Annotated in this window: 20 protein-coding genes; 8 read left to right on the forward strand and 12 right to left on the reverse strand. The window is 69.1% G+C overall.

The annotated features are described in order from the left end of the window. Nucleotides 1–98: 98 nt before the first annotated feature. The 4 genes from Q8O26_RS05415 to Q8O26_RS05430 form a co-directional block, all read right to left on the reverse strand. Nucleotides 99–866 (reverse strand): AraC family transcriptional regulator, encoded by a 768-nt coding sequence (locus Q8O26_RS05415; protein ID WP_305574252.1) that lies wholly within the window; start codon nucleotides 864–866, stop codon nucleotides 99–101. Between the two features lie 65 nt (nucleotides 867–931). Next, nucleotides 932–1,099: a hypothetical protein gene (locus Q8O26_RS05420; RefSeq protein ID WP_305574254.1), complete on the reverse strand. Its 168-nt coding sequence runs from the start codon at nucleotides 1,097–1,099 to the stop codon at nucleotides 932–934. After that, the gene (locus Q8O26_RS05425; protein ID WP_305574256.1) at nucleotides 1,093–2,148 is read right to left on the reverse strand and encodes an iron-containing alcohol dehydrogenase; all 1,056 of its coding nucleotides are present in this window, start codon (nucleotides 2,146–2,148) and stop codon (nucleotides 1,093–1,095) included. The genes Q8O26_RS05420 and Q8O26_RS05425 overlap by 7 nt, the downstream gene beginning before the upstream one ends. A 108-nt stretch (nucleotides 2,149–2,256) precedes the next feature. Then, nucleotides 2,257–3,525, reverse strand: a complete 1,269-nt coding sequence (locus Q8O26_RS05430; protein WP_305574258.1) for an ABC transporter substrate-binding protein — start codon at nucleotides 3,523–3,525, stop codon at nucleotides 2,257–2,259. Between the two features lie 308 nt (nucleotides 3,526–3,833). On the opposite strand from Q8O26_RS05430, the gene Q8O26_RS05435 reads away from it, so the two are divergent. Genes Q8O26_RS05435 through Q8O26_RS05460 form a run of 6 tightly spaced genes read left to right on the forward strand, consistent with a single transcriptional unit; the run spans nucleotide 3,834 to nucleotide 9,306 of the window. Further along, entirely contained in the window at nucleotides 3,834–4,127 is a 294-nt protein-coding gene (locus Q8O26_RS05435; RefSeq protein ID WP_305574260.1) for a lipoprotein, read from the forward strand. Nucleotides 4,128–4,173: 46 nt separating this feature from the next. After that, entirely contained in the window at nucleotides 4,174–5,439 is a 1,266-nt protein-coding gene (gene lysA / locus Q8O26_RS05440; RefSeq protein WP_305574262.1) for a diaminopimelate decarboxylase, read from the forward strand. A gap of 29 nt (nucleotides 5,440–5,468) precedes the next feature. Beyond that, nucleotides 5,469–6,512: a glycosyltransferase family 2 protein gene (locus Q8O26_RS05445; protein ID WP_305574264.1), complete on the forward strand. Its 1,044-nt coding sequence runs from the start codon at nucleotides 5,469–5,471 to the stop codon at nucleotides 6,510–6,512. A gap of 2 nt (nucleotides 6,513–6,514) precedes the next feature. Beyond that, nucleotides 6,515–6,910 carry a GtrA family protein gene (locus Q8O26_RS05450; protein WP_305574266.1) on the forward strand — a complete coding sequence of 132 codons (396 nt, stop codon included), beginning with the start codon at nucleotides 6,515–6,517 and terminating at the stop codon, nucleotides 6,908–6,910. Between the two features lies 1 nt (nucleotide 6,911). Beyond that, a complete protein-coding gene (locus Q8O26_RS05455) occupies nucleotides 6,912–8,579 on the forward strand; it encodes a hypothetical protein (protein ID WP_305574268.1) in 1,668 nt (555 codons plus the stop codon). A gap of 55 nt (nucleotides 8,580–8,634) precedes the next feature. Further along, nucleotides 8,635–9,306, forward strand: a complete 672-nt coding sequence (locus Q8O26_RS05460; RefSeq protein WP_305574270.1) for a carbonic anhydrase — start codon at nucleotides 8,635–8,637, stop codon at nucleotides 9,304–9,306. Nucleotides 9,307–9,319: 13 nt separating this feature from the next. Here Q8O26_RS05460 and Q8O26_RS05465 read toward each other — a convergent pair whose 3' ends face one another. Continuing rightward, nucleotides 9,320–9,901, reverse strand: a complete 582-nt coding sequence (locus Q8O26_RS05465) for a LysE family translocator (RefSeq protein WP_305574272.1) — start codon at nucleotides 9,899–9,901, stop codon at nucleotides 9,320–9,322. A gap of 196 nt (nucleotides 9,902–10,097) precedes the next feature. After that, nucleotides 10,098–11,135, reverse strand: coding sequence for an aspartate-semialdehyde dehydrogenase (locus Q8O26_RS05470; protein WP_305574274.1), 1,038 nt, complete (start codon nucleotides 11,133–11,135; stop codon nucleotides 10,098–10,100). A gap of 349 nt (nucleotides 11,136–11,484) precedes the next feature. Here Q8O26_RS05470 and Q8O26_RS05475 point away from each other — a divergent pair, with 349 nt between their 5' ends. Further along, nucleotides 11,485–13,068 carry a glucan biosynthesis protein gene (locus Q8O26_RS05475; protein ID WP_305574276.1) on the forward strand — a complete coding sequence of 528 codons (1,584 nt, stop codon included), beginning with the start codon at nucleotides 11,485–11,487 and terminating at the stop codon, nucleotides 13,066–13,068. A gap of 8 nt (nucleotides 13,069–13,076) precedes the next feature. Here the strand turns inward: Q8O26_RS05475 and Q8O26_RS05480 are convergent, their stop codons facing one another. After that, nucleotides 13,077–13,766 carry a hypothetical protein gene (locus Q8O26_RS05480; RefSeq protein ID WP_305574278.1) on the reverse strand — a complete coding sequence of 230 codons (690 nt, stop codon included), beginning with the start codon at nucleotides 13,764–13,766 and terminating at the stop codon, nucleotides 13,077–13,079. Between the two features lie 112 nt (nucleotides 13,767–13,878). On the opposite strand from Q8O26_RS05480, the gene Q8O26_RS05485 reads away from it, so the two are divergent. Continuing rightward, nucleotides 13,879–14,493 (forward strand): TetR/AcrR family transcriptional regulator, encoded by a 615-nt coding sequence (locus Q8O26_RS05485; RefSeq protein WP_305574280.1) that lies wholly within the window; start codon nucleotides 13,879–13,881, stop codon nucleotides 14,491–14,493. Here the strand turns inward: Q8O26_RS05485 and pbpC are convergent, their stop codons facing one another. The 5 genes from pbpC to Q8O26_RS05510 form a co-directional block, all read right to left on the reverse strand. After that, on the reverse strand, nucleotides 14,494–16,548 hold the full coding sequence (gene pbpC / locus Q8O26_RS05490) for a penicillin-binding protein 1C (protein WP_305574282.1): 2,055 nt from the start codon (nucleotides 16,546–16,548) through the stop codon (nucleotides 14,494–14,496). Nucleotides 16,549–16,558: 10 nt separating this feature from the next. Then, complete coding sequence (locus Q8O26_RS05495; RefSeq protein ID WP_305574283.1) at nucleotides 16,559–21,922, reverse strand: alpha-2-macroglobulin; 5,364 nt, start codon at nucleotides 21,920–21,922, stop codon at nucleotides 16,559–16,561. Between the two features lie 320 nt (nucleotides 21,923–22,242). After that, complete coding sequence (locus Q8O26_RS05500; RefSeq protein ID WP_305574285.1) at nucleotides 22,243–23,220, reverse strand: alpha-ketoacid dehydrogenase subunit beta; 978 nt, start codon at nucleotides 23,218–23,220, stop codon at nucleotides 22,243–22,245. Next, nucleotides 23,217–24,212: a thiamine pyrophosphate-dependent dehydrogenase E1 component subunit alpha gene (locus tag Q8O26_RS05505; RefSeq protein ID WP_305574287.1), complete on the reverse strand. Its 996-nt coding sequence runs from the start codon at nucleotides 24,210–24,212 to the stop codon at nucleotides 23,217–23,219. Before Q8O26_RS05505 ends, Q8O26_RS05500 begins: the two co-directional genes overlap by 4 nt. A gap of 36 nt (nucleotides 24,213–24,248) precedes the next feature. Further along, complete coding sequence (locus Q8O26_RS05510) at nucleotides 24,249–25,415, reverse strand: acyl-CoA dehydrogenase family protein (RefSeq protein ID WP_305574289.1); 1,167 nt, start codon at nucleotides 25,413–25,415, stop codon at nucleotides 24,249–24,251. Nucleotides 25,416–25,648: the final 233 nt, after the last annotated feature.

Here is a 25,648-nt window from a genome sequence, read left to right on the forward strand (position 1 = left end):
AAGCCCGCGGCACCGTCGCCGCCAGCCCGACGAAGGCTAGGCCGACCTGCGACAGTCGGCTTTACCGAGGGTCTTTTCTTTCGCGGCCATCACCGGGGTCATTGCGCATGGGTCAGGACACTGCGCCGATAGGTGCTCGGCGGCACGACGCCGTTGGCGATGAAGAAACGGGAGAAGCTGGCAGGCGTCGAGAAGCCGAGGTCGAGGCCGATATCGGCGACGGTCTCCTTGCCGAGCGCCAGCCGCTCGATCGCCCGTTCCATGCGCAGCGCGTTCACATAGATGGTCGGTGGCAGGCCGATCTGTTCGCGGAACAGCTTGAAGAAGTGGGGCCGCGACAGGCCGGCGGCGCGTGACAGGCGCGCCAGATCGACGGGCTCGCCGAGCGCCGCGTCGAGAAGCCGGAGCGCCCGCCGGATGCGGAAGTCGCGCAGCGGTCTTTCCCGGCCGATGAAATGCTGCCCCTCCGCCGTCCACTGCCAGGTCTGGTCGAAGCAGGCCTGTGTCAGTGCGCTCAGGCGATCCTCGAAGTCGCCGTCGCTGCCGCGCCTGGCCGACAGGAGCTGGCTGGTATCGGCCAACAGGCGCGCCAGCCTGTCTGAGACTTCGACGCCGACGCGCCCGAAGCGCAGGATTTCCGAGGCCTGGCAGCTCGCATGGACGAACCAGCCCGGGCGGATGTAGAGCACCAGGGCCAGCACGTTGTCGCCCGCGACGAGCGGCCGGTAGAAATGCGGCTGCCACGGACTGACCGCCACGGCCTGGCCGGACGACAGCGGATAGGGCCGTCCGTCGACCACGACCTCGGCCGGCGGCCCGTGGATATGGAAGATCAGATGACCTTCCCGATGCGCATGCGGCGCCATGGCCTTGTCCATCACGTAGAGGCAGACGCGACCAAACACGCCGTGCGCGACAGCGTGAGCAACACTCACAACGCTCCTCCCTGATGAACGGGCTTGTCTTGTTTTTGTCGCAGCCCTTTTTTCTTGAGCTTAACGCGCGCTTCCGCACTGGCAACGGGCGATTCGCCGCGCCTGCCGGTGTTTCTCGCGGCCGTCCGCATCGCCATGCTGGCCTGGCGGCGGCGGCTCACCATGCAGCCTCCAGGATGCGCTCGCAGTCGCCCCGGGTGAGGAGGCGCGGATTGGCGAAAGCGGAGGGATCATCGGCCGCCCTGACGGCGACCTGGGCGAAGCGGTTGGGGTCGGTCGCCGTTTCCCGCAGGGCCGCGGGCAGGCCGAGGGCACGGGCGAAGGCGGCGAGCTGGATGTCGAGGCCCGTGACCGCGCCGCCCTGGCCCATGGTGTCCGAGAGCGCGCCATAGCGATCGCCGACGGCCCGGGCGTTGAACCCGACGAAGGCGGCAAGGACGGGCACGTGCAACTCGCCGGGCATCGCCCTTCCCACCAGGTCATCCTCGAGCGGATGGGCGAGGGCATCGACGCCGCCGATGCTCTTTTCCATGGCGAGACCGGCGGTCAGGGCTCCTGCGAGCGCCTCGCGCCGTGCCTCTGCATTGTCTGACGAGGCGACGGCCAACGGCAGCCACCGGGCGAGGCGGCGGACCGCCTCCAGGGCCAGCCCGTCGGCCGGCGGATTGAAGGACGGGCTGGCATAGGCCTCGATGGCGTGGACCAGGATTTCCATCCCCGCCGCCGCCAGCCGTCGCGGCGGAACGTGGGCCAGCGCCGTCGGGTCGGCGATGACCCGGTCGGGCCGCGGGCACGACACCGGCTCGCCGTCGCGCGGACGGACCTGCCGGCCGAGGCCGAGGTCGAAAAGGCTGACCGGGATCGCGATGACGGCGCAGATACCGCCGCGCCGGACAGCCGCGTCGGCGACGAGGCGCGCCTGACCGATGGCCCCGGCACCGCCGATGGCGATGATGGTCGCGGCTTCGGCGCACTTCAGTTCCTCCGCCACCCGCGCGATCTCACCGCGCAGCGGCGCGCCGGCACTGACGGTGGTCGTCGCCAGCCGAATGCGCGGCAAGGCGTCCCGGACGCGGGCGAGCGCTTCCGCCGCTCCGGGTTCGGTGTCGATGAGCACCAGCGCTTTGCCGAGCCGCGAAGCTTCTTCGGGCAGGGCATCGTCGATGGCCCCATCCGCGAACTGGGTTCGCGTGAGATAGCCGATCAACGTCATCCGGGCCGCCTTGTCGCCCTGGGTGTCGCCAGGACAATCCGCGAGAGGAACCTGATGGGAAAGAGGCCGGCAACGGGGTGCCGGCCTCTCCCAAAGTGTTCCCGTGGGTCAGCCGCCGGCGCGCAACCGGGCGCAGTCGACGACGTTGCGGGAGGGCAGTCCGATCGCCCGGTACTGTTCGGCGGTCATGCCGAGCGTCTGGGTGACGTTGTCGGTCCTGGCGACCATCTTGTTCGTCAGGTTGCCGTCGGTTCCTTCGACGACCTCGTTGATGAAGACGGTGCCTGTTGCCTGGCGGTTCTCGTTGAGGGTGATCCGGCCGATGGGGCTGTCGAGCTGGATCTTGTTCAGCGCTTCCTTGAAGCGCGCCTGACCGTTGCTGAGGTCACCGCCGACCGCTTCCAGACCCCGGATCGCGGCGAGGGTGGCGATGTAGTAGCCGAGACCGAAGAGCGAGGGCGTCGGGAAGCGCTGGTTGGCCGGGAAGCTGTCCTGATAGAGCTTCACATAGGCCTGCCAGGCCGCGTCGGGGTTGTCGACGGCGAAGGGGCCGGAGGTCGGCGTGCCGGTCAGCACTTCCTTGGCGCGGCCGCGGGCGGTCAGCACCGTCTGGTCGGCCATGATGGTGCCGCCGATGAGCCGCGTGCGCTCGCCGGCCTGCTGGTACTGGTTGAGGAAGTTGATGGCGTCGGTGCCGCCGAGGCCGAGGTAGATCGCGTCGACGTTGTCGGGCAGCTGGGCGATGATGGCGCCGAAGTCGGCCTGTCCGAGGGGATGCCAGAAGCGCTGGACGATGTCGCCACCAGCCCGGCAGAAGTCGATCGCGAAGCCCATGAAGTTGGTGTAGCCGAACGAATAGTCGCCGGCGATGCTCACCACGCGCCGCCAGTTCTTCTGCTTCACCACGTAGCTGCCGAGGCCGAAGCCCCACTGGGCGCCGTCGAGATTGAAGCGGTAGAAATTGGGCGCCGGGTCGACCCAGGTCGTCTCGAGCGCACCGGAAATGCCGTTGATCACCACATTGCCGGGAATCGTCTTGGCGAAATCGCGCATGGCGATGCCCTCGGAGCCCGACAGGGGACCGATGATGATGTCGACGCGATCCTGCTCGATGAGCTTGCGTGCCATGCGGATGGTCGTGTCCGGACGGGTATCCGTCGGGGCGACGACAGTCTCGATCCGGCGACCGCCGATCGTGCCGTTGATCTGCTTGAGCGCCAGTTCGACGTTGCGGACGCCGTCGGCGCCGCCAGCCGCAAAGGCGCCTTCGAGAGCCACCAGAATGCCGATCTTGATGGTGCCGCCGCTCTGGGCGAAAGCCGAGCCTGGCAGCAAGATGGCCACGGCGGCAAAAATGGCGAGAATTGTCCTGCGCATTGGTGATCCTCCCTGTTCGACGTCTCGTCTCGTCTGCAGCTTCCACCGCAGCCGGCGAGGTCTTTGCTCAGTCGTTCATGTCATGCGTTCGATTTTTTGAAGCGCGATCTGACCCGTCACGCGTTCCGGAAAGGCTGGTGCGAGCGCCGCCCTTGGCCCATACCCAAGCGTCTGCTTTTCGCCGGTTTGACGGGTCGGGGAGCGGCCTGGCGTTGCCCGGCGCTGCCGACGTTGCAAAGCCTGCCCCCTCTCGCAGTCCTTCTTCGCTTCCGTTATGGTTCGCCCGCTCATTCGCTGAGGATCTCGCATTGAACCGATCGCTGACCCGCCGCACTGCCCTCCTTGCTGTCCTTGTGGGCGCGGTGGCGCTCGGCGGATGTGGCCGCAGGGGCGGCCTGGAACTCCCCGGCGAGACACCCTCGCCCATCGGCGGGCCGACACCGCCGAACCTGCCGCCGCGGGCCGAGGTCCCGGCCGATCCCGCAAACCCCGCCCAGCGTCAGGCGGAACCGGCGGCGCGCCGCGACTATGACCGCAACCGACCCGTCGGCGGCGGCCAGTTGATCCCCTCCGGGCAGTTCATCCTCGATCCGCTGCTCTAGACCTGCCCGCCGCAAGGCCGCGACACCGAAGCCGAACACCCCCGCCATGCATCATTTCGCCTATCGCGACGGCCGCCTTCACGCCGAGGACGTGCCGCTCGAAACCATCGCGGCCGAGGTCGGCACGCCGTTCTACTGCTATTCCACGGCGACGCTGGAACGGCACTATCGCGTCTTCTCGGAAGCCTTCGCCGGCCTCGACTTCCTCGTCTGCTATGCGATGAAGGCCAATTCCAACCAGGCCGTCATCAAGACCCTGGCGCGGCTCGGCGCCGGTATGGACGTGGTCTCCGGCGGTGAGCTGAAGCGGGCGCTGGCAGCCGGGGTCCCCGGGGACCGGATCATGTTCTCCGGCGTCGGCAAGACCGAGGCCGAGCATGCCGCGGCGCTGGAGGCGGGCGTTTTCTGCATCAATGTCGAGAGCGAGCCGGAGGTCGCGCAGCTCTCCCGCATCGCCACGTCCCTCGGGCGCACAGCGCATGTCTCCTTCCGCGTCAATCCCGACGTCGACGCCAGGACCCACGCCAAGATCTCCACGGGCAAGAAGGGCGACAAGTTCGGTATCCCCATCTCCACCGCCCGCGAGGCCTATGCCCGCGCCGCGAAGCTCCCCGGCATTCACATCGCCGGTGTCGACATGCATATCGGCTCGCAGATCACCGATCTGCAGCCCTTCGACGACGCCTATGCCCTGCTGGCCGAATTCGTCGGAACGCTCCGGGCCGACGGCCATGCCATCGACCATGTCGATGTCGGCGGCGGCCTCGGGATCCCCTATCGCGACGACAACGAACCGCCGCCCGAGCCCACCCGCTATGCCGAGGTGGTGAAGCGCCATACGGCGAGCCTCGGCGCCAGGGTCATCATGGAGCCCGGCCGCATGATGGTCGGCAATGCCGGCATCCTCGTCACCCGCGTTATCTATGTGAAGGAAACCGAGGGCCACACCTTCGTCATCGTCGACGGCGCGATGAACGATCTCATCCGCCCGACGCTCTATGAGGCCCATCACGAGATCCGGCCGGTGCGTCAGCCCGTCCCCGGTGCGCCGAAGCCAAAGGTGGATGTGGTCGGCCCGATCTGCGAGAGCGGCGACTATCTCGCCCTCGGCCGCAAGCTTCCCGAGGTCGGGCCCGGCGACCTCCTCGCGGTGATGACGGCCGGCGCCTATGGCGCGGTCCAGGCAGGAACCTACAACACGCGGCCCTTGTCGCCGGAAGTGCTGGTACGCGGCGCAGACTATGCGGTTGTGCGGCCAAGATTCGACGTCGAGGCGATCATCGCCATGGACAGGCTTCCCGCATGGCTGTGACTCCCCGGCCAAATGCCGAGAGGCCACTGGTGAAGGGTGCCGTACCGCAGGTCTCGGTTGTTGCGCCCTGCTTCAACGAGGCAGAGGGTCTTCGGGAATTCTATCGACGCTGCAGCGCGGCCTGCTCGGACGCGGTTGGCGGGGACCACGAGATCATCCTGGTCGATGATGGCTCGACCGATGCGACCTGGACATTGATCGAGGCCCTTGCCAACGCCGATGAGCGGGTGGTCGGCCTGCGGCTGCTGCGCAACCATGGCCACCAGTTGGCGTCCTCGGCGGGTCTTGCGGCAGCCCTCGGCGAGCGCGTACTGCTGACCGACGCCGACCTGCAGGACCCGCCGGAACTGCTGTCATCCATGATGGTCGAGATGGATCAGGGCGCCGACGTGGTCTATGGCCTTCGCACCGGACGTGATGGGGAAAGCTGGTTCAAGCGGACCTGCGCGAACCTGTTCTACCGGTCCCTGTCCTGGCTCACCGATACCGCCATTCCCCGCGACGCAGGGGACTTCAGACTGATGTCGCGCACTGTTGTCGATGCCTTCCTGCTGATGCCGGAGCAGCACCGGTTCATCCGCGGCATGGTCAGCTGGATCGGCGGCCGCCAGGTCGCAATGCCTTATCGGCGCGAAGGCCGCTACGCGGGAACCACGAAATACCCGTTCCGGAAGATGGTGCGCCTCGCTGTCGACGCGGTGACGAGCTTTTCCACGCGACCACTCAGGATCGCCACGTGGAGTGGCCTGGTATTCGCATTCCTAGCGCTCGGCATGCTCGGCTACAGCCTCGTCCAATGGGCCCGCGGCTCTGTTATTGACGGCTGGACCAGTCTTATGGCCGCAACCTCGCTGTTCGCCGGCGTTCAACTGCTGGTGCTCGGCATCCTCGGGGAATATCTTGGTCGCCTCGTCCAGGAGAGCAAGAACCGACCGCTCTTTCTCGTCGGCGCTGTGAAGCGCGGTGACAAGCTCCATGCCGTCTCGGCCGAGTTCTCACGGCTCCCGCCATCTCAACAGCATGCGATCCGCGACTCCTGGCGCATTGCCGGCGCGCCACCGGACGGACCCTAGCCTTGCGCCGCATCGTCACCTTCGCAGCCGTCGGCGTCGTCAACACGCTGGTCGACATTATGGCGTTCCTGCTGCTCACCCGCTGGTTTGGCGTGGCAGCGCTTCTTGCCAATGTCGCGAGCTTCAGCCTGGGCGCTGCCAACAGCTATGTTCTCAACCGCCTGGTGACCTTTCCAGATGCCGCGGCACCCCTCGGCTCGGCCGGCACCATCCTGCGTTTCGCCGCGGTCACGCTGGTCGCTCTCGGCATGTCCTCGGCGACGCTTGCCGCAGGACTTGCCCTCTCCCTCGATGACATTGCAGCCAAGGCGGCCTCGATCGCCGCGACCTTCGCCGGCTGCTTTGTGCTGAACAGATACGTCGTCTTCCGGCCGGTCAGGCCCTCGGTGAACCGCTGACATGACCGGCACCCGGCGCATCAACTGCACCATCGAGATGCGCATAGCCCTTGCCGCCGCTGTCTTCGCTGTCCTCGCACCGTCGCTCTTCGTCTCGACCCCGCCCCTTGGCGACTTTGCCAATCATGCAGCCCGCCTTTGGCTGCTGGCCGGCGGCGCGAACATGCCGCCGCTCGATACAATCTATGAGGTGCGCTGGAGCCAGGCGACCACCAATGTGGCCGTGGACGCCGTGGCGGTCGCCCTGGGGCGCCTGATCCCCATCTCAATGGTCAGCTCCGCGCTCGTCGCGCTGTCCTTTCTGTTGCCTCCCCTCGGGGCCGCTCTTCTCAACATCGCGATCTTCCGACGGACTCATTGGTGGCAGGTGCTGATCTTCCTGTTCGCCTGGGGTTTCACATCGGTCCATGGCCTGATGAACTTTCACATCGGGCTCGGACTTGCCTTGCTGGCGACGGCTCTCGACGTGCGTCTCGATGGGCTCGGCACCTGGGCCAGGCTCGCGCTGCGGATCGCATGCGCAGGCCTGCTCTTCTCCGTTCACGCCTTTGCCCTGGCGTTCTATCTGGCCCTCATCGGGGCCCTGGTGCTGGGCCGCGATCTGGCCGCGCTGACAAGCGTCAGGGGCTTGTGGTCGAGAAGCCTCGCGGCGGCGGTCGCTGTTCTGCCGCTGCTGGCGCTGCCTGTCGCGATGATGCTCGCATCATCGGCCCTGCCCGGCGCCCATCTCGCAGCCGGCGCGACAGGTGCCCAGGCGCCGCCGGACCAGTTCGGCATCTATTGGGACAATCCCGGCGTCATCGACCGTCTGGGGATCATGCTGATCCCGATCAGGACCTATAGCCACTTCGTCGACCTCTTCTTCCTCCTCTGCCTCGCCGTCCCATTCTTTCTTGCCATGGCGACACGGAGGCTCGCCCTGCATGGCGGCCTCTTTCTCGTCGCACTCATCCTTGTGGCCGCATCGCAGGTCATGCCGTCCGCCGTCAACGGAACGTGGTGGCTTGACAAGCGGCTGCCCAACATGGCGGCGCTCATGATGGTGGCGTCGCTGCAGCCGCTGGTCGCCTCGTTCGGCCGGCGCGGTCGCATGGCGGTGGCAGCAGCCTTGCTCATCCTGTCCGCAAGGGCAGCCTGGATCGCACATGCCTGGAACGCGGTGGGGGCCGACACTCTGGCCGTCGAACGCGTGCTGACGCACGTGCCGCCCGGCGCGGCGCTCCTGTCGATGCAGAACCGTCCCGACCGCCATCAGGCCATATGGCATGGCCCCTTCGGGCGCTTCACCTATGGCGAGCCGGCCTATCGGCATCTCCCAACGCTTGCCATCGTCCAGCGCCGCGCATTCGTGCCGACGCTGTTCACCGCCGCCGGCAAGCAACCGGTGACCGTCCGCCGGCCCTGGAGTGAGATCGCCGTGCCAGAGGGTGACCTTCCCTCACCCTCGGTGCTCCGAGAACCTCGGACCATCGCGTACAACTTTCCCTATCTCGCCTACTGGCGAACACGCTTCGATTATCTCCTGCTGCTCAACGCCGACATGGCGGACGGCAAGGGCCAGTTGCCGGACGATCCCGCGCTGACCCTCGTCGCCGACGAGGGCTTTGCCCGGCTCTACCGGATCGTCAGGTCCGAGCCACCGGCAGTTCGCCGTTTAACGGCGGATTGACCGCAGTGCAGCATTGGGGCTAGGCGAAGCGACTCTGCGCCCGAGGAGCTGTCTCATGCTGCCGCAACGCCTGGTCGACGGCTACGCCGCCTTTCTGGACGGCCGCTTTCCCGAAGTCTCGGAGCGCTATCGCGTTCTTGCCGAAAGCGGCCAGAGCCCGAAGACCATGGTCGTCTCCTGCTGCGACAGCCGCGTCTCGCCGGAGGTGATCTTCGACGTCGGCCCGGGCGAGCTCTTCATCGTCCGCAACGTCGCCAATCTCGTGCCGCCCTATGCACCTGACGAGAGTTATCACGGCACCTCGGCGGCCCTCGAATTCGCCGTCCAGGCGCTGCGGGTCACCGACATCGTCGTGCTCGGTCATGCCCAGTGCGGCGGCATCCGCGCCTCCGTCGCCGAGGATGCCGAGCCGCTCTCGCCCGGCGATTTCATTGGCCGCTGGATGGGCCTCGTCGCCCCGGCCATCGACAAGGTCGGGCCGCGCGGCGCGCGGACGATGCAGGACTATCTGCGCCAGCTCGAATTCGCCTCCGTGGCCATCACCCTCGACAACCTGCGCACTTTCCCCTGCGTGCGCATCCTCGAGCAGCGCGGCAAGCTGAAGCTTCACGGCGCCTTCTTCGGTGTCGCCACCGGCGTGCTGAGCTGGCTCGACGAGACCACCGGCACCTTCCACCCGGTGATGGACCGCCCCGGCCGGATCTTCGCCTGCAGCGCGGTGGGGTGAAGCGAGCCGCGGGTCAGCGCACGAGCGGCAGGACGATCATCGTCACGGCGAAGGTGCCGATACCGGCGGCCCCGACGCGCGGGATCAGGCGCGCATGGCCGGCCCGGCCGGCAACCACCCCCAACGTCCGCCCGATGCCGATCCAGGCGAGCGCCACCAGCGCGCAGAGTCCCGCAAACGCGGCGAGATAGGCAATGACGTCTGGCCTGTCGAACGGCACGACCGCCACCGCAAAGACGATGGCCTTCGGGTTCAGCAATGTCGTCAGGAACACCTGGGCCGGTGTCACCAGGCTCGCGACACGCGCCACCTCGGTTGCGCCCGCCTGCCAGAGCCGCCAGGCGACGACCACGAGATAAAGACCGACCGCAACCCTGAGTCCGAGGCCAAGCGCCGGAATCGCGGCGATGACGGGACCGAGCATCAGTCCAATCGTGAGGATCGACAGCAGATAGGCGGTGTTCTCGGCAAGGATCAGCCTGAAGGCGCTGCGCCATCCTGATGCCGCGCCGGCCGTCGCCAGCAGGGTATTGGTCGGTCCAGGCGTTGCGAGAAGGGTCAGTACCATCAGGGCAAAGAGCAGGGGGTCATGCATGGCCAGCCGGGATCCGCGTGTGGGCCCAAGGCTGATCGGCGATCGACGCTTGGTTCACGCTACCAGAAGGCAGGATCCGCCTTCCGTCCTTGGCCTCGATCAAAGCCTGACGTCGCCATAGCAGGGCGCCTTGCCGGGCGGGCGCTGAGGCCCGCCGGGCAGATTGGTTGGAAGAACGCGAACGGGAGGGCTGCGCTCAGGCCGCGACCTTGGCCCGGGGCTGGATCAGCTTGCGGTTGACCAGCACCTCGGCGATCTGCACCGCGTTCAGCGCCGCGCCCTTGCGCAGGTTGTCCGAGACGCACCAGAAGGCGAGACCGTTCTCGACGGTCGCGTCCTCACGGATGCGCGAAACATAGGTCGCATCCTCGCCGGCGGCGTCGAGCGGCGTCGCATAGCCGCCGTTCTCCTGCTTGTCGATGACGAGGATGCCCGGCGCCGCCCGCAGGATCTCGCGGGCCTCCTCGGCGGTGATCGGCTGCTCGCACTCGATGTTGACCGCCTCGCAATGGCCGATGAACACCGGCACGCGCACGCAGGTCGCGGTGAGCCGGATCTTCGGGTCGAGGATCTTCTTGGTCTCGACCGTCATCTTCCACTCTTCCTTCGTGTAGCCGTCCTCCATGAACACGTCGATGTGCGGGATGACGTTGAAGGCGATGCGGGCCGGAAACTTCTTCGTCTCCGGGTCCTTCATCGAGTAGAGCGCCTTGGTCTGGCGATCGAGCTCGTCCATGCCGTCCTTGCCGGCGCCGGACACCGACTGGTAGGTCGAGACGACCACCCGCTTGATGCCGAAGCGGTCGTGCAGCGGCTTCAGCGCCACCACGAGCTGGGCGGTCGAGCAGTTCGGATTGGCGATGATGTTGCGCTTGGTGAAGCCGGTGATCGCGTCGGCATTCACCTCCGGCACGATCAGCGGCACGTCCGACTCGTAGCGCCAGGCCGAGGAGTTGTCGATGACGACGCAGCCGGCCGCGGCGATCTTCGGCGACCATTCCTTCGACACCGTGCCGCCAGCCGACATCAGGCAGATGTCGGTGTCGGAGAAGTCGTAATTCTCCAGCGCCTTCACCTTCAGCGTCTTGTTGCCGAAGGAGACCTCCTGGCCGAGGGAGCGGCGCGAGGCCAGCGGCACGACCTCGGATACGGGGAAACCGCGCTCATCGAGGATATTGAGCATTTCGCGGCCCACATTGCCCGTGGCGCCGGCGATCGCGACCTTGTAACCCATGACTCTGGCCTCTTTGGCTTGCAACTCTCCCCCCGGGATCGGGCCCGTCTCCGGGTCCCGTGGCGCCCATCTCCCCGTCGGGGGAGCACCCGGTTGCGAGGACGAAGCGTCAGCCTGCCGTGCCGCCTGTGGCGGCCGGCTTGGTTTTCGTCGTCGTTTTGGTGCGACCGAAAGCCATGGCTCGGAGAGGTGTCCTCGGCGAAAGTGCCGTGAGGGCAACGAAAAACACCAGGTGCGGCGAAATGTCAATCGCGCTAAGGCGGACAGGCTGGCAATGGCACGACGGCGCCCAACATTCGCCGGGAATGCCATGCCATGAGGGATGCCCCACCGCCTGCCCGAGAGCCCGATGATCCACACCTTGTCCCGCCGGAACCTCCTGACCATCGCTGCGGCCGCGGGCCTCGCCCCGGCCCTGCCCGGCGGAGCCACGGCCGCCACCGCTCTGCGCTACGGCCCGGCGGCGCCCTTCTCCTATAACGGCCTGAAGCAGATGGCCGAGCAGCGTGCCGGCAAGCCCTATGTCCCGCCGTCGCGGCCGAACCCCCAGGTCGTGCAGCGGATCGACTACGACAATCACGGCAAGCTGCGCTTCGACAAGGACGTGGCGCTCTTTGCCGAGGGGCGGGGCGCCTATCCCGTCACCTTCCAGCATGTCGGCCAGTTTTTCCCGAAGACGGTCCACATGCACGTGGTCCAGGGCGAGGCGGCGCGCGAGATCGTCTATGACCCGCGCTATTTCACCATTCTGCCCGACCATCCCGCTGCCGCGCTGCCGCCCGAGCCTTCCGCCTTTGCCGGCCTGTGGCTGCAGGAGGCGAAATCCGGCCCTTGGAAGACGCAGGAGCCCTGGGCGACCTGGCTCGGCGCCTCCTATTTCCGCGGCGTCGGCGAACTCGGCCAGGTCGGCCTGTCGGCACGCGGCCTCGCCCTCTCTCCCGGCCAGGCGCCCGGCCCGGAGGAGTTCCCCGATTTCGTCGGTTTCTGGATCGCGCCCGCCGAGAGCGAGAGCGATCCCGTCACGCTCTATGCACTGATGGACTCGCCGTCGCTGACCGGCGCCTATCGCTTCCTGTGCCGGCGCACGTCAGGCGTCGTCATGGACATCGAGGCGACGCTGCATTTCCGCCGCCCCGTCACCCATGTCGGCATCGCGCCGCTCACCTCCATGTACTGGTATTCCGAGACGGCGAGCTCGCGCACCATCGACTGGCGCCCGGAAGTCCATGATTCCGACGGCCTCGCCATCTGGACCGGTCAGGGCGAGCGCATCTGGCGTCCGCTCAACAACCCGCCGCGCACCATGACCTCGAGCTTCGTCGACCGGACGCCGCGCGGCTTCGGCCTGCTCCAGCGCGACCGCGAGTTCCTGCACTATCTCGATGGCGTCAAATACGAGAAGCGTCCGTCTGCCTGGGTCGAGCCGCAGGGTGACTGGGGCCGCGGCGCGGTCCAGCTCGTGGAGCTCAACACCGACGACGAGATCCACGACAATATCGTGGCCATGTGGGTGCCGGAGACCCCTGCCGAACCGGGCCGGCCGCTCGAATTCCGCTACCGGCTGCACTGGCTCGCCGACGAGCCCTACCCGACCTCCCTCGCCCGTGTCGTGGCGACGCGTCTCGGGCGCGGCGGCCAGCCGGGTCAGCCGCGGCCGCAGGGCGTGCGCAAGTTCCTGGTCGAGTTCAAGGGCGGGCCGCTCACCAATCTGCCGAAGGGCACGATCCCGAAGCCGGTTCTATGGGCGTCGCGGGGCACCTTCGGGGAGTACCAGTACACGGAAGCCGTGCCGAATGACGTGCCCGGCCATTGGCGCACCCAGTTCGACCTCAGGGTCGAGGGCAACGAACCCGTGGAGATGCGCTGCTATCTCAGGGTCGGTGATCAGGTCGCCTCCGAAAGCTGGCTCTACCAGTACCACCCCGGCGCCTGAGCGGCGCCTCACGCCACGTGGCTGCCCATCATCGCCCGGTTGCGGATGCCGACAAGGACCTCGGCGGCGCTCGGGCTGCGGCGCTGACCTTGCGCTCCGGCGAAAACGCCGGGGAGGGGCGTCGCGGCTGACCGTCCCGGGGCCGGACGGGAGGACAGTCCCTGCATCTGGCTGCGCCTGAGGCAGACGAGCGTCGCCTCGGCCTCGGCGAGCAGCAGGCCCTCGTCCCCCGACCGGCCGGTCGTCCGTTCACGCAGCGCCCGGACCGCCTGTTCCGCCATGACGATACGCCGGCCGCGCTCGCAGCGCGCCAGCCTGAGTTCGGCGTCGGCGATCCGCTGCTTCTGCCGCTCGATCTCGGCCACCAGCACCTTCAGACACTGGGTGCCGACGATGCAATCCGTCGAGATCACCGCGATGTCCGCCGCAGCCTCTTCCGCCATGTCGGCGAAGCCGGCCCTGACAGCCGCGACGGCGCGGCCGTCGAGAGTTTCCATGCGGCTCTTGAGGTTGCGCAGCCGGTGCGCCTCCGACCGTTCGGAGGCTACCGCCGCCGCGAGCTCCCGACGCGCCAGGGCGAGATCGCGGCTGGCGACGCGCGTCTGGTGGTCTATCAGCGCCAGCGCGTTGCGGTCATCGACGCAGCCGGCACCGACGCGGAACTGGCCATGCATGAGCGTGAACATGGACTTGAACATCGGCGACCCCTTCGCTATGAACATTGTTCATGAACGATCTCTAGCAAGGTCGTGAACGGCGTTCAAGTTGTTTTTTGAACGCTGTTCATTTTTCTTCGGAGGCGGTATCGCCATGACGACGGACCTGCCGGCCAAGCGTGCCCGGCTGCGCGACGACCTGATCCTGGCGGCCGAGGCGGCCATCGCTTCCGGCGGGCTCTCCGCCCTGAAGGCGCGCACGCTCGCGGAGGCGGCGGGCTGCGCCGTCGGCGCCATCTACAACGTCTTCCCCGACCTCGATGCGCTGATCTTCGCGGTCAATGCCCGCACGCTGGAACGGCTGGATCAGGTCCTCGCGGCGACGATCCGGCCGGGAACTGATCCCGAAACCGCCATGCGCCGCCTGGCGCTCGCCTATCACGGCTTCTCGCGCACCGAGCGGCGACGCTGGACGGCCGTCTTCGCCCACCAGATCCCGGACGGGTCGTCGCCGCCCGACTGGTATCTCGGCGTCGTCGGCAAGCTATTCCGTCACATCGAGGGGCCACTGGCCGAGCTCTTGCCCGATGCCCCGCCGGAGGTGCGCGGCGGGCTCGCCCGCACCCTGTTCTCGGCCACCCACGGCATCGTCTCGCTGGGGCTCGAGGAGAAACTCGGCCCCGCCCCGGACGAGGTCATCGCCCAGGCGCTGGTGGTGATGACGCGCAGCTGGGTTCTCGGGCTCCCCGGTGCGGTGGCGCCGCGCTGACTATTCGACCCTGACCGTCACCGAGGCGCTGCGGCCCTCGCCGTCCACCACCGAGAGCGTGGTGAAGCCCGGCCCGTCGGGCAGGACATTGGCCTGCCGCTGCGCCCCGAACCGCGCCGCGGGGCGCCCGTCCACCAGCACCGTGAAAGGTGGCCGACCGCCTGTCGTGCGCACCACCAACTGCTCCATCTCGCCCCGCGCCGCGCCGAGATCGACGCGCACGCCGTCCGGCGGGAAGGCGATCTTCAGGTCGCGCGTGTCGCCGCTCTCCTCGCGCGCCGGCCCGAAGCGACGCAGCGGCGCGGGCAATTGCGGATGGGTGAGCGCTGCCGCAGCCGCCGGCCGGGCCGGCATCGCAGCCGGAGACCCGAGGCGGGCGAAGGCATCGAACAGGATCGGCGCCGCGGCGGTGCGACCGGTGATGCCCGGCACCGAGGATCCGTCGGGCCTGCCGACCCAGACGGCGACCGTGCGGCGGCCGTCGAAGCCGACGGCCCAGGCGTCGCGGTAGCCGTAGGAGGTGCCGGTCTTGTAGGCGAGGCGGCCGGTCAGCGCCGCATCGGGGGCCGGCGCTTCGGTCAGGATGTCGCCGATATTCCAGGCCGCCGCCTCGTCGGTCAGCGGTCGACCCGCCGGCTGCGGTGCGCCCAGCCGCTCGACGAGGTCCGCCATCTCGCCACCGCGGGCGAGGCCGGCATAGAGCGCCGCGAGGTCGGCGAGGCGCAGGCCGACACCGCCGAGCCCGACCGCCAGCCCCGGCACTTCACCGCGCGGCAGGACGGGGCGGATACCCGACTGCTGGAGGCGCGAGAAGAAACGCTGCGGTCCAACGGCCTCGAGCAGCGCCACCGCCGGCACATTCAGCGACATCTGCAGCGCCACGCGGGTCGGCACCGTGCCCTGATAGCCACGGTCGAAATTCGTCGGTGCATAGGTGCCGAAGCGTGACGGACGGTCCTCGATGAGCGTCTCGGGATGGGCGAGGCCGGCCTCGTAGGCCATGGCGTAGATGAAGGGCTTCAGCGTCGACCCCGGCGAGCGCACGGCGCGGGTCATGTCGATGGCGCCCTGCCGCTCGTGGTCGAGCGGATCGGCGGCGCCGATGCGCGCGATCACCGCGCCGGAGCGATGGTCGATGGCAATGAGCGCACCCGACAGGCGCGTGCCGAGCGCCCTGACCCGCTCGCGCAGCAGCGCCTCCAGCGCCTCCTGCGCGGGGCGATCATAGGCCATGCGGTGGACCCGGATCGCCGGCATGGCGGCAATCGCCTCGCCGCTGGCGTGCCAGGCGAAGGTCGGCATCGCCCGGCGCGCGACGGGGACGCGTTCGGCCTTGCCGGAGGCCGCCTGTTCGGGCTTCAGCACGCCCGCCGCGAGCATGCGGTCGAGCACCCGGTCACGCGCCCGGCGTGCCGCTTCCGGGTGGCGGTCGGGACGCCGCGCTTCCGGCGATTGCGGGATGGCGACAAGCAGGGCCGCCTCGCCCGGCGACAGGCGGCGCGGCTCCTTGCCGAAATAGGCGAGCGAGGCGGCGCGGATGCCCTCGACATTGCCGCCATAGGGCGCCAGCGACAGATAGAGGTCGATGATCCGCGCCTTGCCGAGATCACGCTCCAGCCTGACGGCGCGGGCCATCTCGCGCAGTTTCACGGCGATGGAACGCCCATCCTCGCGCTTGTCGATGAGGCGGGCGACCTGCATGGACAGGGTCGAACCGCCGGAGACGATGCGACCGCTCGTCGCCCACTGGGCGCCGGCCCGCAGCAGCGCCAGCGGGTCGACGCCGGGGTGGCTTGCAAAGCGGCGGTCCTCGTAGGCGGTCAGCATGCGCAAGAACAGCGGGTCGACATCGGCGGTGGCTCCGGGAAAACGCCACATGTCGTCATCGGTCTGGAACGGCCGGAGGAGCCGCCCGTTCCGGTCCACCACCTCGCGGGAGAACGGCGTCTGCGCCCCGTCCGGCCCCGCGCCGGCCCGGTGCAGGGCGCCGCTGCCGCCGAGTCCGGCGAGCACAAGCCCGCCGGCCGCCAGCGCCGCGATCCGCGCCTTGCGCATCGGCCGGTTCCTACCGGGCGCCGGCCGTCACCTCGGTCTGGCCGACCGCGGTGCGGGCCGCACGCTCGGGCCGGTACATGTCCTCGATGGTGGCGGGAGGCACGAGATAGCGTCCCGGCGTCACGGCGCGGATCATGTAAGCCGCCTGCCAGCTGCCGGCGGCGCCGCTGGTGCGGCTGTAGGCGGCCATGAATCGGTCGTCGCGGAAGGCCTTGTAGTCGGGCTGGACGGCTTCCGCCGGCAGCCAGCGCAGGGCAGAGGTCTCGGCCGAGGCGATGAGGCTCGGATTGTCGATCTCGAACCCGGCCGGCAGCCGGTCGACCAGCATGATCTGGCCGAGCTGGGGCTGTGCCTCGGTCACCTGCAGCACCACGACGAGGCGGGTGCCCTGGGCGATACGGGCGATATCGGCAGGCCTCCCGTCGAGCGTCATGTAACGCCGCTGCAGCGTGAAACCGTTGGCCGCCGCCGGTTCCGGCGCCGCCGGGGTGCCGGTGACCGACACGACCGCGCGCACCGTCTCCGGCCCGGTATTGCGCAGGGCGAGGCCCGATCCGAGTTCGTCGGACCGGATCGTCCGCGCCAGCGCGCCCTCATGGGCCGCGCCGCCGACGTCGAGGCGGATGCGCTTGGCATCCTCGATCAGCGCCTGTGCCGCGAGCACGAGCCAGACCTTCTCCTGGGTCGAGAGATATCGGGTGCGCCCGCGCAGGTCCTCCACCACGCGCTGGGCGTCGGCAACGATGCGGCGGGTGACGCGCGCCTCGACCCCGAGCGCCATCAGCGCGGCTGCGTCGCGCAGCCGCGAGCCATAGTCGAAGCGGCCCATATCGGTCTGGCCGCGGGCGGTGAGCATCGTCACCGCCGAGGCCATGACCCGCTCGGCCCGGCCCATATCGCCCATCAGGGCGAGCGCCGCGCCGAGCTGGCCGCGCGCCACCGGCGTTGCGATCTCGTTCAGCTGGGTGTCGGCGAGCCAGCGCAGTTCCGAGAGCGAGCCGCGGCCGTTGCGCGCCAGCACGTAATGGGCATAGGCGAGGTCCATGCCCTTGTTGTCGCCGACGCCGTTGGTGGAGACGACGAGGGTTCGCAGCCGCTCGATGGCGAGGTTGAAGGCGGTGGTCGGGATGCCATAGCCCTTCTCCTTCGCCCGCGACAGGAAGTCCGTCACATAGGCGTCGAGCCAGGCGTCCTCGTTGGAACCGGCATTCCACAAGCCGAACGAACCGGAGCCCGAGGACCGCGACAGGATGCGCTCGATCGAATCGCGGACACGGTCGGCCACCGGCGTCTCGAGGCCGAGCCCCCCTTCCGCCGCGGCGAGCACGTCGAGATAGAGCAGCGGCAGGGCCCGCGAGGTGATCTGCTCGGTGCAGCCGAAGGGATAGCGGTCGAGCGCGAGGATCAGGCCGGGCACATCGATGGCGGTCGAGGGGCCGACCGAGACGGCGACCCGCGCCGATCCCGCGAGGAAATCGCCGAGCAGGTCGCTGGACACGGTGACCGACTGGCCCGGCTCCATGGAGAGGACGGTACGACGGGCGATGTCCGGCAGGGCCGGCCTGACGCCGAGCGCATAGCGCGAGGTGACGTCGAGGCCGTTGGGACCGGTGAGCTGCACCGACAGGTGCCCGACCCCGAGGCCGGAAGCCGAAAGCGGCAATGATACCGAGCCGCGGCCGCCGGCGGCACCGAGCTGCACCGTCGCCTGCGTCTGCGTCAGCCGCAGCGGGCCTTCCGGCCTGACGGTGACGCGATAGGCGCCGGCTGGGCCCTCGGCATTGACGAAGTCGAGCCGCGCCGTGGCGCTGTCGGCATGGCCGAGCACCCGCGGCAGCGTCGCGGTCACCACGACGGGATCGCGGACGATGACATCGCGGGAGGCCGAGCCGTGCTTCTTCGTCGTCCAGGCCATGGCCATCAGGCGCACGGTGCCGTTGAAGTCGGGGATGTCGAAGACGGCTTCTGCCGTGCCGTCGGGTCCGACCGTCAGGATACCGGAGAACAGCGACAGCGGCTGCTGTGCCGGCGGAGCGCCCGAGAAGCGGTTCGTCGGCCCGTCGCCGCCGGAGCGGATGGAGCCGCGCACCGCCGACATGCCGTCGATGAGCAGACCGTAGAGATCGCGGACCTCGGCCGAGAGCCGACGCTGGCCGAGATAGTGCTCGTCCGGCTTCGGCGGCTGGTAGTTGGTGATGGTGAGGATGCCGAGATCGACGGCAGCCACGGTCACATGGGCCTGCTCGCCGGGCGACAGGCCATCGACCTTGACCGGGACCCGCAGCGCGGTGCGCGGCGCCATCTTTTCCGGTGCGGTGAGCGTTACCGTCAGGCGGCGCTCGGTCGTGTCGATGCCGAACCAGGCGAGGCCGATGGCGCGGCCGGGCATGCGCGAGGCCGCGGCATCGAGAGGCCGGCGCATGAACACGGTCGCATAGGCGCCGGCCCCCCAGTCGCGGCCGACCGGGATCTGGACGGTCGAGCGGCCCTGCGGCACGTCCACCGTGCGCTCGGCCAGAAGACGGTCGCCCATCACGGCCACCGTCGCCGAGCCGGCGAAGCGTGCATTGATCGCGACCGTCAACGTCTCGCCAGAGCGATAGGACGGCTTGTCGAGACTCATCTCCAGGACATCCGGCGTATCGGCGGTCCCGCCGGCGCCGTAGCCGGATTCGAAGATGACTGTGGTCATCGGCCCGGCGACGTCGCCACCGGCCGTGACCTCGAGGCGATACTTGCCCCAGGGCACCGGGGCACCGATGCGCGGCGCGGCGCCCGAGGCGGTGGCCTGCACCTCGCCGTCGGCGATGCGCCGCGTCGAGACGATGGCCTGGCTCGCCCAGCCGGAAGTGCCCCGCGTCCAGATCCAGCGCGTCTCGAGACGCAGCAACTGCCAGGTCAGCGTCCCGGTGCGGCGCGTGCGCCCGTCCGGCGCGACGGCGATGAGTTCGAAGGACGCGGTGTCGTTCTCCGAGACGCGGTCGCCCTCGAACAGCGGCTTGACGCCGATGAGCGGCGTTCCCGGCAGAACCGGCACCGTCGCGGTGCGTTCGACGGCGCGGCCGCCGGGCTCGGCGACGCGGACCTGCAGGCGGGCCGAGAGCGGCCGGGTCGTGTCCTCCATGCGTGGCAGGCGGGCGGCAATCGTCGCCTTGCCGGCATCATCGGTCGAGATGCCATCGGGCAGGGGCTCGCGGTCGCGCTTCACCTCCTCGTCGCCGAGGCCGAAGCGGAAGCCGGGGAAATCGGGCAGGTTCGGCGTCGTCTCCATGACGACCTCGCCCTCGACGGCGAGGCCGGCGCCGGGCATGCCGAAGAGATAGCGGGCATCGATGGTGGCGGCGAAGGGATCGCTGCGCGTCAGTCGCTGGGCGCTGGGCGCCAGCTCGAAGGCGATCCGGTCGGGCACGAAGTCCTCGACCATGAAACGCGCCTCGCCGGCAGTGGGGCTGCGCGGATCGGTGATCGCGCGCACGCGCCAGGTGCCCGTCGGCGCCGACGAGACGATCGGAATCGGCACGGCGCGGGCGCCGGCCCCCTGGTCCTGCGTCACGATGCGGCGATATTCGACTCCGTCCGGGCGCTCGACGATCAGCGTCAGCGGCAGGTTCGGCACCGCATCGCCCTTGGCGTCGCGCAGCAGCGCGGTGAGATAGACCGTCTCGCCGGGCCGGTAGATGCCGCGTTCGGGAACCAGGAAGGCGTCGAGCGGGCCGGTCACCTCGCGGCCGGCCACACCACGATCGGACAGGTCGAAGGCCGGCTGGCGCAGGTTGAGGAACGAGTAATCGCCCTGGGCCGTGGCGGCGACGAGCAGCGAGGGGGCCTGCGAACCCTCGCCGCGGGTGAGGCCCGGTGCGAAGCGGACATGGCCGGAGCCATCGGTGCGTGCCGTTCCCAGCACCTCGTTGTTGCGGGCGAGCAGACGCACCTCGACATCGGCCAGCGGCTTCGCCGAATTCAGCGAATGGACATAGCCGTGCACGCCGTCGACGCCGGACAGCGCGGTCAGTCCGAGATCGGAGACGATGAACCACTGGGCGACGCGGCCGTTGCTGCCGTCGTCGTCTTCGCCCCGGCGCTGGGCATTGGTCGGCTTGGCGGTGACCACATAGACGCCGGGCTCCAGCGTCCGCACCGCCTCGTCCACCGGCAGGGCGGTGGTGACGTCGGCATTGAGCCGGTTTTCGGTCTCCAGCTGTCCCTTCCAGACGGAAATGCCGCGCTCGGTGATGAGCTGCTGCATCTCGTAGCTTTCCAGCGGCTTGGGGAATTCCTCCTGGATCGTCTGGGCGATGGAGCGGTCGCCCATGCGGATGATCTCAACATCCACGGACTGCAGGTTGACGGTGACGACCGGCAGGCCGCGCTGGCCGGTGCGCGGCAGCACGTAGGACCGGCCGCTGAATCGCACCGCGGGCGTGCGGTCGCGCACGTAGACGGCGACGTCGACATTGCGCGTCAGGCTCTCGCTCGGGATCACCGAGGGCAGTCCCTCGCGCAGCTGGAACGTGTAGCGCTCGCCATGCCGCAGGCCGTCGACGCATATCTGCCGGTCCTCGACCGTGATCGGCGGGGCGTTGACACCGGTCTGGCGGATGTAGGGGGCGAAATCGGTACGGCCGGCGCGCAGGTTCTCGCTGAAGACGAAACAGGCGCGCGGCCGCGTCGCGTCTGAATCGACCTTGGTCTCGCGGAAGCGGAAGCCGTGCTGGTCGCGCAGCCGGTTATAGGCCTCGCGCGCCTCCGGCGTGTCTCGGGTCTCGACCACGGCGCGGGCGATGTCGATGGCCGGGCGCCATTGCTGGCGTGCCACCATGATCTGCCGGACATGGGCGAGGGCGAAGGCCTCCTCGTTGCGGTTGGCGGCGCGCTGATAGGCCATGTAGGCCGAGGCGAGGACGTCGGTCTGCAACTGCTCGCGCTCGCGCCACTCGTTGGTGCGGACGCCTGCGAGCGCCTGCGAATAGCGGACCCAGGGCGCCGAATCGGTCCCGGAGCGGAGCGCGATGGTCTCCCATGCCCGCGCGGCCGCGCGGAAATCGCCGCGCGTGGCTGCAGCATCGGCATCCCGGCGGATATCGGCGATCGGGCGCATGTCGGTCGCCTGGCGGGAGGCGATCGAGGCCTCGAAGCGGCGCGCCTGCTCGGCGAGGTCGTCGCGCTGGAAGGCACGCAACGGCGGCAGGACCTGCGTCGGTGCCCGCTGCGGCTGCGTGGATTCGGGGCGCGGCTGGGGACGCGGCGGCACCTGGGCGATATCGAGGCGGTCGGGTTCGGCGGTCTGTGCCTTCACCATCTGCGGGCTGGCGAGCCCGAGCAGGGATGCGACCACAAACGGCCCCGCGGCCGCGAAAAGACCCCGGATGCGCATGGCGGATATCCTTGTTGCGGCCCGACGCCCCATCGCCCGCGGAGCCGGACTGTCCCACCCGCTTGCGACAGGAACAATAAGGGCTGATACGTAATTCCCCTGAGCGGAAGGCGTCGGAATCGAGACGGCAGGAGTCACTGAAGGCCCCACCCGCACCCTCCCCGCGCTGCGCGCGGAGAGGGGGGCTACGGCGACGCGTCCCTGATCCGACGGGCTGTGCCTGGCGCCACCGTCGACAACGGCGGAAGGCGTCGAAGTCTCCCTCTCCGCGCGCAGCGCGGGGAGGGTGCGGGTGGGGCCTTCTTGAAACGAAGCGCGCCCTAAGCCATCGCCGCCTTGGCCGCCGCGACGATCTTCGCCGGCGTCACCTTCACCGCGTCCTCGAGCGGCGGGGAGAAGGGAATGGGAATGCGCGGTGCGCCGAGCCGGCTGGCCGCCTTGACCCGGGCCGGCCCCAGCGTCTCGACCACGGTCGACACCACTTCGGCGCCGAAACCGGCTACCGAGACGGCCTCCTGCACCACCAGCAGCCGCCCGGTCTTCTCCACCGAGGCGCAGACCGCGGCCTGATCCCAGGGCCAGAGCGTCCTCAGGTCGATGACGTCGGCGGCGATGCCCTCGGCCGCCAGCGTTGCCGCCGCCTGTTCCACCGCCGGCATGATCGCCGACCACGAGACGATGGTGAGGTCCCGCCCCTCGCGGGCGAGGCGCGCCTTGCCGAAGGGGATCGGCTCGATGACGGACGCGACGTCACCCGTCACGGGGAAGAGGTTCTTCGGGTCGAAGAACAGCACCGGGTCGTCCGAGCGGATGGCACTGACGAGGAGGCCCGCCGCATCCGCCGGCGTCGAGGGCGTCACGACGATGACGCCGGGCAGGTGGACGAACCAGGATTCCAGCATCTGGCTGTGCTGGGCGGCCGAGTTGCGCCAGATGCCGTGCGGCATGCGCACCACGACCGAGGGTCGCGCCTGTCCGCCGAACATGTAGCGGATCTTGGCGATCTGGTTCACCAGTTCGTCCATGGCGCACATGACGAAGTCGAAGATGCGCATCTCGATGATCGGCCGGGTGCCGACCAGCGCCGCGCCGAGGCCGGCGCCCATGATCGTCGATTCCGAGATCGGCGTGGAGACGACGCGCTCGGCCCCGAATTCGGGCAGGAAGTCCTTGTACTGCCCGTAGAGGCCGCCGCGCGCGACGTCCTCGCCCATGACCCAGACGGTGGGGTCGCGGCGCATTTCCTGCAGGGCGGCGAGGCGGACGGCCTCGACCAGGGTGACCTGATGCACGCTCATGCCGAGACTCCCGAAAAGCGGACCGCGCCGACATCCTGCACGTCCTCATAGGCGATGGCCTCGTCGGGCCAGGGGGCGGCCTTTGCGTCGGTGACGGCGGCCTCCATCTCCTCGAAGGCGGAAAGACGCAGCGCATCGAGATCGGCGGTGGCGACGCCCCGCTCGGCGAGGAGGACGCCGAGCCGGTCGATCGGATCGCGGGCCTTCGCCGCCGCGACATCGGCCGGATCGCGCCAGGCCGCGGCATCGGTCGAGGTGTGGCCGGTGATGCGGAAGGTCTTGGCATGGAGCAGCCGCGGCCCCTTGCCGCCGCGCACCTCGGCCACCAGCCTGCCGGCTGCCTCGTCCACCGCCAGGGCATCGTTGCCATCGACGGTCACGCCCGGCACGCCGAGCGACTCGGCCCGGGCGATGACGCCGGGGCCCGCGGTCACCGTGTCGGTGGCGGTGAAGGCGGAGACGCCGTTGTCCTCGCAGATGAAGAGCACCGGAAGGTTGTAGAGCGCCGCCCAGTTGAGGCCCTCGAGGAAGGGACCGCGATTGATGGCGCCGTCGCCGAAGAAGCAGACCGCGATGGCGCTGGAGCGCATCATCTTCAGGCCCTGGGCCGCGCCGACAGCGATGGGAATGCCGCCGGAGACGACACCGTTCGCCCCGAGCATGCCGACGGAGAAGTCGGCAATATGCATGGAGCCGCCCTTGCCGCGGCAATGGCCGCCCTCGCGGCCGAAGAGCTCGCGCATCATGCCCTGCACGCCGGCGCCCTTGGCGAGGGCATGGCCGTGGCCGCGATGGTTGGAGGTGATGCGGTCCTCGGTGGTCAGGTTGAGGCAGACGCCGGCCGCGACGCCTTCCTGGCCGATGGAGACATGGAGAGGCCCCGGCACCACACCCTCCTTGTGGGCGTTCAGCGCGGCGGTCTCGAAGGCCCGGATGCGGCTCATGGTCCGGTAGAGGTCCATGAGCCGTCGGATGTTGTGGGTGGGTTCCATGTGGATGTCGTTCCCCGCTGTCTGTCTGGTCTTGGTTCAGTAGGATTTCGGCAGGCCGAGGACCTTCTCGGCGATGTAGGAGAGGATGAGCTGCGCCGAGACGGGGGCGAGGCGCGGGATCCAGGCCTCGCGCAGATAGCGCTCGACATGGAACTCGCGGGCATAGCCCATGCCGCCGAGCGTCATCACCGCGGTCTCGCAGGCGCGGTACCCGGCCTCCGCCGCCAGGTATTTGGCGGCATTGGCCTGGGGCCCGCAGGGCTCGCCGCGGTCATAGAGGCTGGCGGCCTTCAGCATCATCAGCTCGGCCGCCTCCAGCTCCATCCAGCGCTCGGCCAGCGGATGCTGGATCGCCTGGTTCCGCCCGATGGGACGGTCGAAGACGACGCGCTCGCCTGCATAGGCGCAGGCGCGCCGCAGCGCCGCGCGCCCCAGCCCGACGGCCTCCGCCGCGATCAGGATGCGCTCGGGGTTCAGCCCGTGCAGGATGATGTCGAAACCCTGGCCCTCCTCGCCGATGAGGTCGCTCGCCGGCACCGGCAGGCGGTCGAAGAAGACCTGGTTGGAATCGACCGCCTTGCGGCCCATCTTGGCGATCTCGCGCACCTCCACATGGGCGCGGTCCAGCCTCGTGTAGAACAGCGACAGCCCCTCGGTGCGCTTCTTCACCGCGGCGAGCGGCCTGGTACGGGCGAGCAGCAGGATCTTGTCGGCGACCTGCGCGGCAGAGGTCCAGATCTTCTGCCCGGTGACGAAATAAGTGTCGCCATGCCGTTCGGCCCGCGTCTTGATCTTCAGCGTATCGAGGCCGGCATCGGGCTCGGTGACGCCGAAGCAGGCTTTCTCCCGGCCGGCGATCAGGGGGGGAAGCATCCGCGCCTTCTGGGCGTCGGTCCCCTTCACCACCACCGGGTTGAGCCCGAAAATGTTGAGATGGATGGCGGAGGCGCCCGACATGCCGGCCCCGGATGCGGCGATCGCCTCCATCATGATGGCGGCTTCCGTGATGCCGAGACCGGAGCCGCCGAAGGCCGGGGGCATGGCGATGCCGAGGAAGCCGGCGCCGGCGAAGGCGGCGTGAAAGTCGTGCGGAAAGCCACCCTCGGTGTCGCGCTGCAGCCAGTAGGCGTCGGGAAAGCGCGCGCACAGGCGCTCGACCGCCGCATGCAGGGCCTGTTGATCAGCGGTCAGGGAAAAGTCCATCCGCCGGTCAGCGGTGCGGACGGCGCTGCGCGCGCCCGGCCGTAGCCGTCATGTCGTCATCCTCCCGGTCGCCGGTCTGCGCCGGCATTTCGCCCGTCTGGCGGGTCGTTGTCAGCGAGTGTGGGGACGAGGCCAAAGGTGTCAAGGCGAGGGCGGGCATGACTGGCCTCCGACGAACGGCTTGGCTCGGCGGATTGCCGCCCGCCGCCGGGACTGGAACAGTCGCCGGCCCT

Origin of the sequence: Phreatobacter sp., from assembly GCF_030691135.1 — a bacterium.
Taxonomy (GTDB): domain Bacteria; phylum Pseudomonadota; class Alphaproteobacteria; order Rhizobiales; family Phreatobacteraceae; genus Phreatobacter.

Excerpts from the sequence above, each read along its gene's own strand:
- Q8O26_RS05480 (WP_305574278.1), bottom strand. The coding sequence starts at position 13,766 with ATGTTCAAGTCCATGTTCACGCTCATGCATGGCCAGTTCCGCGTCGGT.
- Q8O26_RS05505 (WP_305574287.1), bottom strand. The coding sequence starts at position 24,212 with ATGGAACCCACCCACAACATCCGACGGCTCATGGACCTCTACCGGACC.
- Q8O26_RS05455 (WP_305574268.1), top strand. The coding sequence starts at position 6,912 with ATGACCGGCACCCGGCGCATCAACTGCACCATCGAGATGCGCATAGCC.
- Q8O26_RS05415 (WP_305574252.1), bottom strand. The coding sequence starts at position 866 with ATGGCGCCGCATGCGCATCGGGAAGGTCATCTGATCTTCCATATCCAC.
- pbpC (WP_305574282.1), bottom strand. The coding sequence starts at position 16,548 with ATGCGCAAGGCGCGGATCGCGGCGCTGGCGGCCGGCGGGCTTGTGCTC.
- Q8O26_RS05425 (WP_305574256.1), bottom strand. The coding sequence starts at position 2,148 with ATGACGTTGATCGGCTATCTCACGCGAACCCAGTTCGCGGATGGGGCC.
- Q8O26_RS05475 (WP_305574276.1), top strand. The coding sequence starts at position 11,485 with ATGATCCACACCTTGTCCCGCCGGAACCTCCTGACCATCGCTGCGGCC.
- Q8O26_RS05500 (WP_305574285.1), bottom strand. The coding sequence starts at position 23,220 with ATGAGCGTGCATCAGGTCACCCTGGTCGAGGCCGTCCGCCTCGCCGCC.
- lysA (WP_305574262.1), top strand. The coding sequence starts at position 4,174 with ATGCATCATTTCGCCTATCGCGACGGCCGCCTTCACGCCGAGGACGTG.
- Q8O26_RS05460 (WP_305574270.1), top strand. The coding sequence starts at position 8,635 with ATGCTGCCGCAACGCCTGGTCGACGGCTACGCCGCCTTTCTGGACGGC.
- Q8O26_RS05510 (WP_305574289.1), bottom strand. The coding sequence starts at position 25,415 with ATGGACTTTTCCCTGACCGCTGATCAACAGGCCCTGCATGCGGCGGTC.
- Q8O26_RS05430 (WP_305574258.1), bottom strand. The coding sequence starts at position 3,525 with ATGCGCAGGACAATTCTCGCCATTTTTGCCGCCGTGGCCATCTTGCTG.
- Q8O26_RS05465 (WP_305574272.1), bottom strand. The coding sequence starts at position 9,901 with ATGCATGACCCCCTGCTCTTTGCCCTGATGGTACTGACCCTTCTCGCA.
- Q8O26_RS05495 (WP_305574283.1), bottom strand. The coding sequence starts at position 21,922 with ATGCGCATCCGGGGTCTTTTCGCGGCCGCGGGGCCGTTTGTGGTCGCA.
- Q8O26_RS05485 (WP_305574280.1), top strand. The coding sequence starts at position 13,879 with ATGACGACGGACCTGCCGGCCAAGCGTGCCCGGCTGCGCGACGACCTG.
- Q8O26_RS05420 (WP_305574254.1), bottom strand. The coding sequence starts at position 1,099 with ATGGTGAGCCGCCGCCGCCAGGCCAGCATGGCGATGCGGACGGCCGCG.
- Q8O26_RS05470 (WP_305574274.1), bottom strand. The coding sequence starts at position 11,135 with ATGGGTTACAAGGTCGCGATCGCCGGCGCCACGGGCAATGTGGGCCGC.